Source organism: Nocardia sp. NPDC055165, from assembly GCF_053606985.1.
This window is the reverse complement of the sequence record NZ_JBSGSS010000011.1, coordinates 204,917-219,058: the sequence shown is the minus strand read 5'-3', so window position 1 is coordinate 219,058 and position 14,142 is coordinate 204,917. Positions and strand designations below refer to the sequence as shown.

Below are 14,142 nucleotides of genomic sequence, written 5' to 3'. Positions count from 1 at the left end.
ATCCGATTCCGGCGCCCACCCCGACATAATCGATCGGTGCACACCGATCGGCCGACTCGATGACCCCCTTCATCGTGGCCGCCGCGGCCCTCGCCCTGCTGGTCGTGGCGTTGCTGGTCTGGCGGCGAACCCAGCGGGTCGTCACCACACCCGCCCAGCGGGCCGTCCACCAAGCACTGCACACCGCGTCGCTGGCCGCCGTGCCGTTGCGGCGCGGGCTGACCGAGGAGTCCGCGAGTGAAGCGGCGCCACACCTGCGGGCGCTCGCCGGTGCCGAGGCGCTGGGTGTGGCCGATGCCGAGGGGACGCTGCTGGCGTGGGACGGTCCGCAGACCGGGATGTTCGCCTCGTTCGCCGAGGCGGCGCGCCGCGCCGTCGCCGATGAGCGGCCCGTGCTGGTCACCGGTGACGAGCACACGTTGATCGCGCAACCGTTGCCGATCGACACGGGGGCGGCGGTCGGTGCGCTCGGCATGGTGACGACCGGGAAGCCGGGGCCCGGCATGCTCGGGGCGGTCGCGGAGGTGGCGCGCTACGCGTGTGGACAGCTGGAACTCGCCGAGCTCGACGCGTCGAGGGCGCGGGTCGACCGGGCGGAATTGCGGGCGCTGCGAGCCCAGATCAGCCCGCATTTCATCTACAACGCGCTCAACACGATCGCCTCGTTCGTCCGCACCGACCCGGATCGGGCTCGCGAACTGATCCTCGAATTCGCCGACTTCACCCGCTATTCCTTCCGCGCCGCAGGCGAATTCACCGTGCTCGCCGACGAACTGCGCAACATCGAGCGATATCTGGCATTGGAACAGGCCCGCTTCGGCGACGCGCTCGACGTGCGGCTGCGCATCGCACCAGAAGTTCTCGGTGTCGTGCTGCCCTTCCTCGCCTTGCAGCCACTCGTCGAGAACGCGGTCCGGCACGGCCTCGCCGGCGGCGGCCGAGGCGGCCAGCTGAGCATCGTCGCCACCGACGCCGGCACCGACTGCCTGATCAGTGTCGAAGACGACGGCATCGGCATGGACCCGGACCTGTTGCGCTCCGGCGCACTCGACGCCGTCGACACCGGCTCCGGCCCCGCCCGCACCGGCGAGGCGGCCCACGTGGGCCTGGCCAACGTGGACGACCGCCTCCGCGCCGCTTTCGGCAACGACTACGGCCTGGTCGTGGAAACCGCACCCGGCGCAGGCACGAAAGTCAGCATGCGGGTCCCGAAGTTTCGCGCCGGTATTCGGGCCTGATCCCGGTCTCATGGCGGCGTTCGGCACCGCCGCCGACCCTGCCGGTTACGATGGATGGGTTGTGACTTGGAACACCGATGAACCCTCGACCGCTCTGCGGGTGCTCGCCGTCGATGATGAGAAACCGGCGCTGGACGAGCTCGTGTATCTGCTGAGCACGCAGGCGGGAGTCGGTGAGATCTATCGGGCCGGTGAAGCGACCGGGGCTTTGCGGTTGTTGCGGGCACATCCGATCGACGCGGTATTTCTCGATATCGATATGCCGGGGCTCACGGGGATGGAATTGGCGGGAATCCTGTCGGAATTCGCTGAGCCGCCCGCGGTGGTGTTCGTGACCGCACACGACGATCACGCGGTGGCAGCCTTCGATCTGGGGGCCGTGGATTACCTGTTGAAGCCCCTGCGAGGTGCTCGATTGGGTGAGGCGGTGCGACGGATCCTGGCGGGGCGTATTTCGGTGCCCGCGACGGTCGTGGCGCAGTCCGCGCATCCGAGCGAGGTGATTCCGGTGGAGCTCGGCGGGGTGACCACCTTGGTGAACCGGGCTGATGTGGCGTGGGTCGAAGCGGATGGGGATTACGCACGGTTGCACACCGGCAGCGGGTCGCATTTGGTGCGAATTCCGCTGTCGGCGCTGGAATCACGGTGGGAGGATGCCGGATTTCTGCGGGTGCATCGGTCCTATCTGGTGGCCTTGCGATTGGTGACCGGGCTGCGGAGCGCGGGCAACGCGACGGTGGTGTGTCTGCGGGCCGAAGGGGCGGCGGGCGCGGTGGAATTGCCGGTGAGTCGTCGCCAGGTGCGCGAACTCAAGCAGCGGCTGGTGCACGGACCTCGACAGAACTGGTCACAGCGGTGACGGGTCCGCAGCGACCGCCGCGGGAACGCGTGGTGCTGGCGCAGCGGCGGGGTGCGCGCCAGGTGCGCACGCGCACGGAGATGGTCGAGCAGACCGACCTCGGCACGGCGCTGATCGGCGGGCTGATCCGGGCGCAGCTGGGCCTGGCATTGCGCCTGGGACTGATGGTGGCGGTCGGGTTCGGCGCGCTGCCGGTGCTGTTGCGCGTCGACGCGATCGCCGAGGCGACAGTGGCCGGCATCCGGCTGCCCTGGCTGATTCTCGGCGTGCTCGCGTTCCCGGCGCTGTACGCGGTGGGGTGGTCGTATGTTCGCCTCGCCCAGCGCAACGAAGACGATTTCCTGGAACTGGCCGGGGACTGACACATGCCGTACGAGCTGTCGACAGCGCCGTATGGGCCTGACCGCGCCCGCGGATCGAAACCGGCACCGTCGGGCGGGCCGAGCTCATGAGCCCCGACAATCCGGCGCTCACGGTCGCCGCACTGCTGCTGGCGGCGCTTGCCACCGTCGGCATCGGGTTTTATGGAGTGCGCCTGTCTCGCACGACTTCGGATTTCCTGGTCGCGTCACGCACGGTGGGTTCGCGATGGAACGCCGCAGCGGTCTCCGGTGAATATCTTTCCGCCGCTTCCTTTCTCGGCGTCGCCGGACTGATCGCCAAATACGGTGCGGACGCCCTGTGGTATCCGGTGGGTTTCACCGCGGGCTATCTGGGCCTGCTGATGTTCGTGGCCGCCCCGCTGCGCCGATCCGGCGCGTACACCGTGCCGGACTTCGCCGAATTCCGGTTGGGATCTATTCGGTTGCGGCGCATGGCCGCCGGTCTCGTGGTGCTGGTCTGCGCGGTGTATCTGATTCCGCAGTTCCAAGGAGCCGGATTGACGCTGCACATTCTGCTCGGCGTACCCGCCTGGGTGGGGGCGGTCGCGGTGGGCGCGATCGTGTCGGCGAATGTGATCGGCGGCGGCATGCGGTCGGTGACCCTGGTGCAGGCATTCCAGTATTGGCTGAAATTGACCGCGGTGGCGGTACCCGCATTGGTGCTCGGAATGCATTTCCTCGCCGACGAACGACCGGTCGCCACCCCGGTGCCACCCACGGTCGACGAGCGCACCACCGTCGACATCTCGACCGATGTCGTCGTGCACCTCGACGTGTCGCAGCAGGTGACGATCACCGGAACACTCGACGGACACCCCACCGCGGGTCCGGTCGTGCTGACACCGGGCAACCACACCCTCGACGAAGGCACCGAACTGATCCTCGCGCCGGGCTCGGCCGTTCCGGTGGTGGCCGGCGCACCGGCCGACGGCGCCGGCTGGGTGGCGCCCGGCGGCGGATTCGGCGGGGAACACCCGCAGTACCAGGTGTTCTCGCTGATCGTGGCGACCTTCCTCGGCACCATGGGATTACCCCACGTGCTCGTCCGCTTCTACACCAATCGCGACGGCCCGTCCGCGCGCCGGACCGCGCTGACGGTGATCGGGCTGGTCGGCGTCTTCTACCTGTTCCCGATCTTGCTCGGCGTCTTCGCCCGCCTCTACGTGCCCCAACTGCTGATCACCGGCGCCTCCGACGCGGCCGTCGTGCTGCTGCCCGGTGCAGTGCTCGGTGGACTCGGTGGACAGCTGCTGGCCGCGCTGGCGGCGGCCGGGGCGATCGCGGCGTTCCTGTCCACCTCGTCGGGGCTGCTGGTCAGCTTGGCGGGGGTGCTCAGTACCGACGTGCTGCGCGGCCGGATCCGGGACTTCCGCCTCGCAGCCCTGGTCGCGGGCCTGGTCCCGCTGACGCTCGCGGTCACCGTGGCGTCCCTGGATCTGTCGCGCACTGTCGCCCTGGCCTTCTCGGTGGCCGCGTCGACGCTGTGCCCGCTGCTCGTGCTCGGCATCTGGTGGCGCGGACTCACCGCGACCGGCGCGGCCGCGGGCATGCTCACCGGCGGGGTCACCGCGGGCGGAGCGACCGTGCTGGCGGTGCTCGGTGGCGTCTCCCCCGACCTGGCGAACGGCTGGCCGGCCGCGATCGTCGACTATCCGGGCGCGGTCAGTGTTCCGCTGGCCTTCGCGGTGACCATCCTGGTGAGCCTCGCCACCACGGGTCAGGATCCCCGGGCGGTGGCGGGGGTGTTCCTGCGCATGCACGCCCCCGAACGGCTCGGGATGAGTGCCGATCGCGACCCCGAAACCGCCACTCATCGGTGATCTCGCACCGACCGTTCGTCGCACCACACCGACCGCTCACCGCACGGGCGGCCACCTTCACCGAGTGACCCACGCCACACCCTCATGCGCCCGCGTCCGGGGACCTACCGTCATCTCCACGCACGACCCCCTTCACGCTAGGACGACCGGCATGACCCAAACCGACACCGAGGCGCCAGATCCGCGCACGCCGAGTGCCGACGAATGGCTCGCGGTACAAGCGAGTCCGCAGTTCCAAGATCTGCGAAACCGGCTGCGCCGCTTCATCTTCCCGATGACCGCGCTGTTCCTGGTGTGGTACCTGAGTTATGTGCTGCTCGGCGCGTACGCGCACGACTTCATGGCCCAGAAGGTCTTCGGCAACATCAACGTGGGCCTGCTGCTCGGACTCGGGCAGTTCGTCTCCACGTTCCTCATCACCGGGCTCTACGTCCGTTTCGCCAACCGTGAACTGGATCCGCGCGCCGCGGCCATCCGCGAAGAACTCGAAGGGGGCCAGGCATCATGAGCGTCACCCTTGCCGCGTCTTCGACGGTGGGCAATCCCATCGCCAACATCGCCATTTTCCTGCTGTTCGTCGCGGTCACCATGGTGGTGGTGATCCGGGCCAGCCGCAACAACGCCAGTGCCGCCGACTATTTCACCGGCGGACGCGGCTTCTCCGGTCCGCAGAACGGCATCGCCATCGCCGGTGACTACCTGTCGGCTGCGAGCTTCCTCGGCATCGCGGGCGCGATCGCCGTCTACGGCTACGACGGGTTCCTGTATTCGATCGGGTTCCTCGTCGCCTGGCTCGTCGCGCTGCTGCTGGTGGCCGAAATGCTGCGCAACACCGGCAAATTCACCATGGCCGACGTCCTCAGCTTCCGGCTGAAGGAAGGCCCGGTGCGCACCGCGGCCGCGCTGACCACCCTCACGGTCTCGCTGTTCTATCTGCTCGCGCAGATGGCGGGCGCCGGCGGCCTGGTGGCGCTGCTGCTCGATATCTCCAGCCGCACCGGGCAATCCATCGTCATCGCGGCCGTCGGTGTGCTGATGATCGTGTATGTGCTGGTCGGTGGCATGAAGGGCACCACCTGGGTGCAGATCATCAAGGCGGTGCTGCTGATCGCGGGCGCCGCGCTGATGACGGTGATGGTGCTGGCGAAGTTCGGCTTCAACTTCTCCGACATCCTCGGTGCCGCACAGGAATCGGTGAGCGAGTCCACCAGCAAGGCGGTCGCCGCCCGCGACGTGCTCGCGCCCGGCGCGCAATACGGCGGCAGCGAGATGTCGAAGCTGAACTTCCTGTCGCTGGGCCTGGCCCTGGTACTCGGCACCGCGGGTCTGCCGCACGTGCTGATGCGCTTCTACACGGTCCCGACCGCGAAAGAGGCTCGGCGCTCGGTGGTGTGGGCGATCGGCCTGATCGGCGCCTTCTACCTGTTCACCCTGGTGCTCGGCTACGGCGCGGCGGCCATCGTGGGCCCGGACAAGATCCTCGCCGCGGCGGGTGGCCAGAACTCGGCGGCGCCGCTGCTGGCGTTCGAACTCGGCGGGGTGATCCTGCTCGGGGTGATCTCGGCGGTCGCGTTCGCGACGATCCTCGCGGTCGTGGCCGGTCTCACCATCACCGCGTCGGCCTCGTTCGCCCACGACATCTACGCCAGCGTGCTCAAGAAGGGCAACGTCGACGAGGTCAAGCAGGTACGGGTCTCGCGGATCACCGCGGTGGTGATCGGTGTCCTCGCGATCGGTCTCGGCATCCTCGCCAACGGCCAGAACATCGCGTTCCTGGTGGCGCTGGCGTTCGCGGTGGCGGCGGCGGCGAACCTGCCGACGATCCTGTACTCGCTGTTCTGGAAGCGCTTCAACACCACCGGTGCGCTGTGGTCGATGTACGGCGGCCTGATCTCGACCATCGTGCTCATCGTGTTCTCGCCCGCGGTGTCGGGCAACAAGACCGCGATGATCAAGGGCGCGGATTTCGACTGGTTCCCGCTGTCCAACCCGGGCATCGTGTCCATTCCGCTGGCCTTCGTGCTCGGCATCCTCGGCACCTACCTGGGTGGCCGCGGTGAGCAGGTCGACCAGGCCAAGGCCGCGGAGATGGAAGTCCGGTCCCTGACCGGCGTCGGTGCGGAGAAGGCGATCTCGCACTGACGCCAACCCTGCCCGTGCCGGTGGTTCGCCCCACCGGCACGGGTTGTACCCCCATGCTTTTCGAAGGAGAGATTCTTGTGACCAGTTACCCGCCCGCCCCGGAGTTCGTCGCGCAGGCCAATGCCGATGCCGCGCTGTACGAGCGGGCGCGCACCGACCGCGACGGTTTCTGGGCCGAGCAGGCCAACCGGCTGCACTGGCACAAGCCCTTCACCGAGGTACTCGACTGGACCGATGCGCCGGTCGCGCGCTGGTTCGGCGACGGCGAGCTCAACGTCGCCTACAACTGCCTCGACCGCCACGTCATCGACGGCCACGGCGACCAGGTCGCCATCCACTGGGAAGGCGAACCCGGCGACTCCCGCGCGATCACCTACGCGGAGTTGCTCGATGAGGTGTGCAGGGCCGCGAACACTTTCACCGCATTAGGACTCGAGGCGGGCGATCGCGTGGCGATCTACATGCCGATGGTGCCCGAGGCGATCGTGACGATGCTGGCGTGCGCACGGCTCGGTCTCACGCATTCGGTGGTGTTCGCCGGGTTCTCCCCCACGGCATTGCGCCAGCGGGTCGACGACGCTGAGGCCAGGTTGATCGTGACCACCGACGGGCAGTGGCGTCGCGGCAAGCCCGCCGCGCTGAAGTACGCCGTCGACGAGGCGCTGGGTTCGGATCCGTCGAGCGTCGAGCATGTGCTGGTGGTGCGCCGGGTCGGCCTCGACGTGCCGTGGACCGAGGTGCGCGATCTGTGGTGGGACGAAACCGTCGCTGTCGCTTCGCCTTCCCACGATGCACAGCCCTTTCCCGCCGAACACCCGCTGTTCATCCTCTACACCTCCGGCACCACCGGAAAACCCAAGGGCATCCTGCACACCACCGGCGGCTACCTCACCCAAACCGCCTACACCCACCACAACGTCTTCGACCACAAAGCGGGACAGGACATCTACTGGTGCACCGCCGACATCGGCTGGGTCACCGGGCACAGCTACATCGTCTACGGTCCCCTCGCCAACCGCGCGACGCAGATCGTGTACGAGGGCACTCCGAACTTCCCTGACGAGAATCGTCATTTCGAGATCATCGAGAAGTACGGCGTCACGATCTATTACACCGCCCCGACATTGATCCGCACGTTCATGAAGTGGGGCCGCGACATCGCCGACGCGCACGACCTGAGCACGCTGCGACTGCTGGGCTCCGTCGGCGAACCGATCAACCCCGAAGCCTGGCGCTGGTACCGGGAAGTCTTCGGCGCCAACGAGACTCCTATCGTCGACACCTGGTGGCAGACCGAGACCGGCGCCATCATGATCGCGCCGCTGCCCGGCGTCACCGACACCAAACCCGGCGCCGCGATGGGCCCGCTGCCGGGGATCTCCGCGAAAGTCGTCGACGACGAGGGCACACCGCTGGGTCCCGACGGGTCCGGTCTGCTCGTCCTGGATCAGCCGTGGCCGTCGATGCTGCGCGGCATCTGGAACGACATGGACCGCTACCGCGAAACCTATTGGCAGCGTTTCGCTTCCGAAGGCTGGTATTTCGCCGGGGACGGGGCCAAGCTCGATACCGACGGTGATCTGTGGATTCTGGGGCGCGTCGACGACGTGATGAATGTGTCCGGTCACCGCATCTCCACCGCCGAGGTGGAATCCGCGCTCGTCGGGCACCCGGCCGTCGCCGAGGCCGCGGTGGTCGGTGCGTCCGACGAGACCACCGGGCAGGGAATCGTCGCCTTCGTCATCCTCACCGGATCGGCGACCACGGCCGACGGGCTCGTGTCGGAGCTGAAGGCGGCGGTGTCGCTCGAGATCAGCCCGATCGCGCGGCCACGCGAAATCCACATCGTGCCGGAACTGCCCAAGACCCGCAGCGGCAAGATCATGCGCAGGCTGCTGCGTGATGTCGCCGAGGGACGCGAGCTCGGCGACACCTCGACACTGGTCGATCCGACGGTGTTCGAGTCGATCGCCACCGCGTGACGACAGGACAACAGCCCGCGCCACCGGTCGGTGGCGCGGGAAGCATCGGCCGGGCCCTGTCACCGTGGACCGGACCCGAACCTGCCGAAAGGACACAGCGTGAGCGCGCCGGATGGACGTAGTCCGCGCGGCACCGGGCATGCTGGGACGGTGGAGATACCTATGTTCCCGCTGGGAGCGGTGCTGCTACCCGGTGAGTCGTTGTCGTTGCAGATCTTCGAGCCGCGGTACGTAGCGCTGATCGAGGACTGCATGGACGGTCGGCGGGAGCCGGAATTCGGTGTCGTGCTGATCGCGCGCGGGCACGAAGTGGGCGGCGGTGAGGTACGCACGGAAGTGGGCACCGTCGCCCGGATCACCGAGGTCATCGAACTGCCCGGCTCGCGATACCGGCTGCGCTGCAAAGGAACCGACCGCATTCGCATCGAGAAATGGCTCGTCGACGCGCCGTATCCCCAGGCGGAAGCCGAGACCTGGCCGGACGACCCCGGCATCGACGACAGCGCGTTGCTGGCGGGTTTGCGGGAACGCGCGGATCGCCTGCACACCCTCACGGCCCAGTTCGCGCGACGCAACGGCATCCGCCGTCCGCCGCCGTCGGCCTCGCTGAACGATCTGTCCGATGATCCGACCACTCGCTCCTACGAGCTCGCGGCTCGCCTGCCGATCGGACCGACCGACCGTCAGTCGGCCCTGTCCGCCCCGAACGCGCACAGCCGGCTCGAGGCCCTGTCCACCTCCGTCGACGACGCGATCGCGATGATGGAGTTCCGGCTGCTGTGACGTCAGCCCGCCGGCGCGAGGGTGATCACGATCTTCGCGCGGGCGTGTTCGGTCTCCATGTACTCGATGGCGGCCGGCGTATCCGCCAGCGGATAGGTCCGGTCGATGGCCGGGCGGAGCAGGCCCGACTCGATCAGTTCGCGAAGCTCGGTCAGCGACTCCGGCGTCTGCTCCGCCAGCGGAGCACGGACGGCCGGTTTCACGAACGGTCGAGCCAGCTGACCGCGCGCGAGCAGGCCGACCGGGCCGAACCAGCTGCCGCCGTCGAAGTTGCCGCCACCGGACAGGACCAGCGTGCCGGTGGGTTCGACCAGGCGGAGCAGTTCCCGCAGCGTCCGCGTTCCGGCCAGGTCGAGGACAGTGTCGTAACGGCCGGTGACGGTGTCGCGGGTGTAGTCGACTACGTGTTCGGCGCCGAGTCTGCGCGCCGCCTCGACATTGCGGGTGCTGCACACCGCGCTGACTCGCGCACCCCGTGCTCGGGCGATCTGGACCGCGAAGGTGCCGACGCCACCGGACGCGCCGATGATCAGCACCCGCTCGCCCTCGCCGACGTGACGCAGGCAGGTCAGGGCGGTGTTGGCGGCCAACGGCACCGCCGCTGATTCCTCGAAACTCAGGTTCGCCGGTTTCCGATCGAGCAACCCCCGCGGCACCGCGACGTATTCCGCGAACGCACCGCTGACCGCCTCCCCGAAGACTTCGTCGCCTACCGCCAGCTCCGTGACACCGTCCCCCACCTCCTCGACCGTCCCCGCGAAATCACCGCCCGGCACCGGATTCGCCGGCCCCCGTCGGCCGAAGACCGACCGGTCCATCCACCGCGCGATCTTCGGATCTCCCCGCATCACATGCCAATCCCGCGCATTCACCGACGCGGCGCGAACCCGGACCAGCACCTCCCCCACCCCCGCCGACGGCCGCCCGATCTCCGCCGTCGCCAACATCGCCGATGACCCGTATACCTGCTGCACGATCGCCCTCACACCGAGAACGCTAGGCGCCCGACCTGCCCACCCGCATCAGGGAATTCCCCGATGTCTCCGGAGATTTCACGCCAGGTGCGGAATTGCCCGCGTGGCACCGAACGCTTCGAAATCTCGAGGAATCGGTCGAACCGCGAGGGGGTGTGGGCCGTTGACAGGGAAGGAGCCGGTGGGCATGGGGCCACGGACCGGCGGCCGCACCAACTGAAGCGGAGAACGACCGATGACCATCAACGATTTCTCGCTGAACCGCCGCACCGTCGTGGTGGGTGTCGGCGTCTTGGCCGCCGCGGCGACGATGACCGCGTGCAGTGCCGACGACAACACCGAGTCGGCGGCCGCCGCGTCACCCGAACCGGGGGCGCCGACGGGTGCGCTGACCAAAGCGGCGGATGTTCCGGTAGGCGGTGGGGTGATCGTCGGTGACACCGTCGTCACCCAGCCGACCGCGGGTAATTTCATCGGGCTGTCGTCGACCTGCACGCACGCTGGATGCAAGGTCGCCACGGTGGCCAGAGGCACGATCAACTGCCCCTGCCACGGCAGCCGATTCGAGCTCGACGGCGCGGTGCGCGGCGGTCCCGCGACCGAGCCGCTGCCCGCCAAACCTGTTCGCGTCGAGGGAGACTCGATCGTTCCCGCTTAGACGCGCGGCACGCCCGCACTGCGGTCTTCGCCGACGGTGCGGGCGTGCCGTTCAGCTCAGCCGGCGGCGTCCATCATTTCGGACATACGCCGTTCCATTTCTTCCGCCGAGACGTCTTCGATGTGGGTGGCCACGGTCCAGCGGTGTCCCCACGGGTCCTCGAAGGCGCCGCTGCGGTCGCCGTAGAACTGGTCGGTCATGGGAGTGATGGCGGTAGCGCCCGCGTCGAGGGCCGCACCGAAGGCAGCGTCGGCGTCGGCGACGTAGACCATCAGGTTCACCGGCGATCCGCCGACGGCCTTCGGGTCGTTGAAGCCGATCTCGGGGACCGGATCGCCCACCATCAGCACCGAATCGCCGACGAGCAGTTCACTGTGGACGATGGTGCCACCGGGGCCGTCCATTTTCATGCGCACAGTGGCGCCGAAGACCGCGGTGTAGAAGTCGATCGCGGCGGCCGCTCCCACGCACGCCAGGCCGGGACAGATCCGCGGATAACCTTCGGGAAAAGGGGAAACATCAGACATCGGATACCTCCGTGTCGAGAGTGATGCTCGGACGACCACCAGCGTATTCCCCTCGCCTGATCGGGAAAAGGGCCTCGCAGTTTCGGCCGTCCGATGAGATCAGGACTAGTAGAACTCGTTTTACTCCTGTAGAACTTGTCTCAGGTTTAGAACCTGTTTCAGTTTTGCTGCCGAAGTCGGAGGGCCGGGACGTGCGCTACGGGGTTGTCTTGTTCACCAGTGACCGGGGCATCGCGCCCGCCGATGCGGCCAAGGCCGCCGAGGACGCCGGATTCGACGCGTTCTACGTCCCCGAGCACACCCATATCCCGGTCGTGCGGGCCGCGGCCCATCCGCAGACCGGCGACTCCTCGCTACCCGACGACCGGTACCTGCGCACGCTCGACCCGTGGGTCGCGCTGGCCACCGCCGCCGCGGTCACCGAGCGGATCACCCTGTCGACAGCGGTCGCGCTGCCCGCCGAACACCACCCGATCACCCTCGCCAAGACCATCGCCTCGCTCGATCACCTGTCCGGTGGACGGGTGGAGCTGGGCGTCGGATTCGGCTGGAACACCGACGAACTCGCCCATCACGGCGTTCCGGCGAACAAGCGGCGCACGGTGTTGCGCGAGAACCTCGACGCGATGCGGGCGCTGTGGTCGCAGGAGGAAGCAGAATTCGCCGGCGACTTCGTGAAGTTCGGCCCGAGCTGGTCCTGGCCGAAGCCGGTACGCGCCGGGGTTCCGGTGTTGCTCGGAGCGGGCGGTACCGAGAAATCGTTCGGATGGCTGGCCGCCAACGCCGACGGTTGGATCACCACCCCGACCGAAGGTGACCTGGGCGCCAAAGTCGATCTCCTGCACCGGGTCTGGAAGGAAGCAGGCCGCGAGGGCACCCCGCGGGTGATCGCGCTGGCCGGTCGTCACAACGCCGAGCAGCTCGCGAGCTGGGCCGACCAAGGCGTCACCGAGGTGGTCTTCGGGCTGCCCGACAAGAGTGCCGACGAGGTCCGTGGCTACCTCGGCCATCTCGGCGGGAAACTCGCCGTATCGGCGTGAACCCGAGCCGGTCTCAGCCGCGGAGTTTGCGCACTTGCGCCGCGGTGAGATCGGCGAGTACACCGGGATCGACGACTTCCGGTGCCGTGACGACAACCTGAACCAGCGTGTTCCCCACTTGGACAAGCGATGTCGCCGACGTGAGGGTGAGCCCCTCACTCGTGGCGGTCAGGGTGAACGCCGAGCCCGCGTCGCCCGCGACCGGCTGCGCGAGCGCGCTGGTTCGATACTCGATCCGCACGCCCGCATCGTCGCCGGAGTAGCTGGTACAACGCCGAGGCTGCGCCTGGAGCGCGTCGAATGCCGGCACCAGCGCCGCGTCGGAGTAGCTGGCGGCGTCGATGTCGATGGTGGCGAAGCTGGGCCCCGCGAACTGCACCGACGCGGCGGCAGCCGACCCCGGCCACTGGTGCGCGATCGGTGAGAGCAGGCGCCCACAATCCGGCGGATCCGTCAGCGCCGCGGGCGGCACCGCGGGCTCGTCGGATTCACCGCGCGACGGTACGACCGCGAAATCACCGGGCAGATCGGTAGCGGCGAGCAGACCGGCCGACAACTGCGCCGCATCGCCGATCACGGCCCCGGTTCCCGGTGCGGCCGTGACGGCGGCGGAGAACGGACCCGATCCCGGCGTGTCCACCGTGTCGTCGGACCCACAGCCCGCAACGCCGACCAACCCGACACACGCTGAAACCACCGCGCCTACGCGCAGCGAATCCGCCCGCATCATTCCGTCCAGGAGACGCGGGTCGACTGTGTCTGCACCAGGGTGCTCACACTGCGCGCGTCTCGGTAGGTCTGCTGTCCACCGATCTCGATGGAACCCGAAACCGGCAGTGGCATACCGAGATCGATGGTGATCGAGCCGACGCCTTCCATGACGTAACCGTCGATGTCGAGCTCACCGGCGTCGTTGGGCAGCTCCCACACGTTGTCGGTGGGCGTCTGATTCACCTGGAGATCGATGGTGAGCCGGTCGCCCTCGCGGCTGGTGAGCGTGGCGGTGGTGATCTGGTCCAGGGTCACCCCGCCGGTGATCTGCTGGTGCACCGTCCATACCGCGCCGACGCCGACGGGCTGGTCCGGGAACGCGATCGACTGGTACACAGCCTGATAGAAGGCCTGTTCGAGCGCGGCCCGCGCGGTGTTCGGGGTGTCCGGCGAGGGCGCCATGCGCAGCTCGGTGATCGCACCGAAGTCGCTCATCCCCAAACCGGCGTGTGAACCGCCGGCAGAGGTGAACGCCTTGTTGAGCGCGGGGTCGGGCGTGGTGACCGCACCGACGGTGAGATCGACGCCGTCGGCGCCCGTGCGCGCGGTCATCGGGATGGTCAGCGCGGCAGGCGAGAAGTCGCGAGCGGGCTGATCGTTGACCTGCTGCTGGATCCGGTAGTCGGTGCGCAGCGTCACCTCCTGCGTGGTGCCCGCGGCATAGCGCGGCCGCAGCAGATCGCGCGGCTCCTCGCCGGGCGAGACCATCGTGGTGACCGCGGCCGAGATCGGCACGGTGACTTCCTTGCCGATACCGAGCGGCTCGGTGCCGTCGACCTCCGCGGCAGGGGCCGAGCGATCGGCGCAGCCGGCGCCGAAGGTCGCGAACCCGAGCACGAGCGCCACCAGTAACACCCCGGGGCGCGCGATGCGGGGTAAGCGAGATCTAGACAACACCGTCACAGCCATCAGGGTACGACCGCTTCCTGAGTAACACCTGGGACTCCTCGGCACCGCGGCGCGGG

14 protein-coding genes are annotated in these 14,142 nt (G+C 68.3%); 10 read left to right on the top strand and 4 right to left on the bottom strand.

Going from position 1 to position 14,142, the window contains the following annotated elements:
* Nucleotides 1–59 precede the first annotated feature (59 nt).
* The 8 genes from ACWFRF_RS23455 (at nt 60) to ACWFRF_RS23420 (ending at nt 9,207) form a co-directional block, all read left to right on the top strand.
* The gene (locus tag ACWFRF_RS23455) at nt 60–1,238 is read left to right on the top strand and encodes a sensor histidine kinase (protein WP_378992643.1); all 1,179 of its coding nucleotides are present in this window, start codon (nt 60–62) and stop codon (nt 1,236–1,238) included.
* A 61-nt stretch (nt 1,239–1,299) separates the two neighbouring features.
* The gene (locus tag ACWFRF_RS23450; protein WP_378992641.1) at nt 1,300–2,097 is read left to right on the top strand and encodes a LytR/AlgR family response regulator transcription factor; all 798 of its coding nucleotides are present in this window, start codon (nt 1,300–1,302) and stop codon (nt 2,095–2,097) included.
* A complete protein-coding gene (locus tag ACWFRF_RS23445) occupies nt 2,094–2,459 on the top strand; it encodes a hypothetical protein (RefSeq protein WP_378992638.1) in 366 nt (121 codons plus the stop codon). The genes ACWFRF_RS23450 and ACWFRF_RS23445 overlap by 4 nt, the downstream gene beginning before the upstream one ends.
* 86 nt (nt 2,460–2,545) lie before the next feature.
* Nucleotides 2,546–4,300 carry a sodium/solute symporter gene (locus ACWFRF_RS23440; protein ID WP_378992636.1) on the top strand — a complete coding sequence of 585 codons (1,755 nt, stop codon included), beginning with the start codon at nt 2,546–2,548 and terminating at the stop codon, nt 4,298–4,300.
* 151 nt (nt 4,301–4,451) lie between these two features.
* Nucleotides 4,452–4,808, top strand: a complete 357-nt coding sequence (locus ACWFRF_RS23435; RefSeq protein WP_379312527.1) for a DUF485 domain-containing protein — start codon at nt 4,452–4,454, stop codon at nt 4,806–4,808.
* A complete protein-coding gene (locus tag ACWFRF_RS23430; protein ID WP_452452237.1) occupies nt 4,805–6,442 on the top strand; it encodes a solute symporter family protein in 1,638 nt (545 codons plus the stop codon). Before ACWFRF_RS23435 ends, ACWFRF_RS23430 begins: the two co-directional genes overlap by 4 nt.
* 77 nt (nt 6,443–6,519) lie before the next feature.
* The gene (gene acs / locus ACWFRF_RS23425; RefSeq protein ID WP_452452236.1) at nt 6,520–8,424 is read left to right on the top strand and encodes an acetate--CoA ligase; all 1,905 of its coding nucleotides are present in this window, start codon (nt 6,520–6,522) and stop codon (nt 8,422–8,424) included.
* Between the two features lie 162 nt (nt 8,425–8,586).
* The gene (locus tag ACWFRF_RS23420) at nt 8,587–9,207 is read left to right on the top strand and encodes an LON peptidase substrate-binding domain-containing protein (RefSeq protein WP_387447595.1); all 621 of its coding nucleotides are present in this window, start codon (nt 8,587–8,589) and stop codon (nt 9,205–9,207) included.
* A gap of 2 nt (nt 9,208–9,209) precedes the next feature.
* Here ACWFRF_RS23420 and ACWFRF_RS23415 read toward each other — a convergent pair whose 3' ends face one another.
* Nucleotides 9,210–10,193 carry an NAD(P)-dependent alcohol dehydrogenase gene (locus ACWFRF_RS23415; RefSeq protein WP_452452234.1) on the bottom strand — a complete coding sequence of 328 codons (984 nt, stop codon included), beginning with the start codon at nt 10,191–10,193 and terminating at the stop codon, nt 9,210–9,212.
* Nucleotides 10,194–10,416: 223 nt separating this feature from the next.
* Here ACWFRF_RS23415 and ACWFRF_RS23410 point away from each other — a divergent pair, with 223 nt between their 5' ends.
* Entirely contained in the window at nt 10,417–10,839 is a 423-nt protein-coding gene (locus tag ACWFRF_RS23410) for a QcrA and Rieske domain-containing protein (protein ID WP_452452232.1), read from the top strand.
* 56 nt (nt 10,840–10,895) lie between these two features.
* Here ACWFRF_RS23410 and ACWFRF_RS23405 read toward each other — a convergent pair whose 3' ends face one another.
* The gene (locus tag ACWFRF_RS23405) at nt 10,896–11,366 is read right to left on the bottom strand and encodes a VOC family protein (RefSeq protein WP_378992624.1); all 471 of its coding nucleotides are present in this window, start codon (nt 11,364–11,366) and stop codon (nt 10,896–10,898) included.
* Nucleotides 11,367–11,557: 191 nt separating this feature from the next.
* Here ACWFRF_RS23405 and ACWFRF_RS23400 point away from each other — a divergent pair, with 191 nt between their 5' ends.
* Nucleotides 11,558–12,406 (top strand): TIGR03619 family F420-dependent LLM class oxidoreductase, encoded by an 849-nt coding sequence (locus ACWFRF_RS23400; RefSeq protein WP_378992623.1) that lies wholly within the window; start codon nt 11,558–11,560, stop codon nt 12,404–12,406.
* A gap of 13 nt (nt 12,407–12,419) precedes the next feature.
* On the opposite strand, the gene ACWFRF_RS23395 is transcribed toward ACWFRF_RS23400, so the two are convergent.
* Nucleotides 12,420–13,136: a hypothetical protein gene (locus tag ACWFRF_RS23395; RefSeq protein WP_452452230.1), complete on the bottom strand. Its 717-nt coding sequence runs from the start codon at nt 13,134–13,136 to the stop codon at nt 12,420–12,422.
* Entirely contained in the window at nt 13,133–14,086 is a 954-nt protein-coding gene (locus ACWFRF_RS23390; protein ID WP_452452228.1) for a hypothetical protein, read from the bottom strand. Before ACWFRF_RS23390 ends, ACWFRF_RS23395 begins: the two co-directional genes overlap by 4 nt.
* Between the last annotated feature and the right edge of the window lie 56 nt (nt 14,087–14,142).

What these genes read in the sequence shown, in the direction of transcription:
- ACWFRF_RS23410 (WP_452452232.1), top strand. Translation starts at nt 10,417, where the DNA reads ATGACCATCAACGATTTCTCGCTGAACCGCCGCACCGTCGTGGTGGGT.
- ACWFRF_RS23390 (WP_452452228.1), bottom strand. Translation starts at nt 14,086, where the DNA reads ATGGCTGTGACGGTGTTGTCTAGATCTCGCTTACCCCGCATCGCGCGC.
- ACWFRF_RS23430 (WP_452452237.1), top strand. Translation starts at nt 4,805, where the DNA reads ATGAGCGTCACCCTTGCCGCGTCTTCGACGGTGGGCAATCCCATCGCC.
- ACWFRF_RS23420 (WP_387447595.1), top strand. Translation starts at nt 8,587, where the DNA reads ATGTTCCCGCTGGGAGCGGTGCTGCTACCCGGTGAGTCGTTGTCGTTG.
- ACWFRF_RS23395 (WP_452452230.1), bottom strand. Translation starts at nt 13,136, where the DNA reads ATGATGCGGGCGGATTCGCTGCGCGTAGGCGCGGTGGTTTCAGCGTGT.
- ACWFRF_RS23405 (WP_378992624.1), bottom strand. Translation starts at nt 11,366, where the DNA reads ATGTCTGATGTTTCCCCTTTTCCCGAAGGTTATCCGCGGATCTGTCCC.
- ACWFRF_RS23435 (WP_379312527.1), top strand. Translation starts at nt 4,452, where the DNA reads ATGACCCAAACCGACACCGAGGCGCCAGATCCGCGCACGCCGAGTGCC.
- ACWFRF_RS23440 (WP_378992636.1), top strand. Translation starts at nt 2,546, where the DNA reads ATGAGCCCCGACAATCCGGCGCTCACGGTCGCCGCACTGCTGCTGGCG.
- ACWFRF_RS23455 (WP_378992643.1), top strand. Translation starts at nt 60, where the DNA reads ATGACCCCCTTCATCGTGGCCGCCGCGGCCCTCGCCCTGCTGGTCGTG.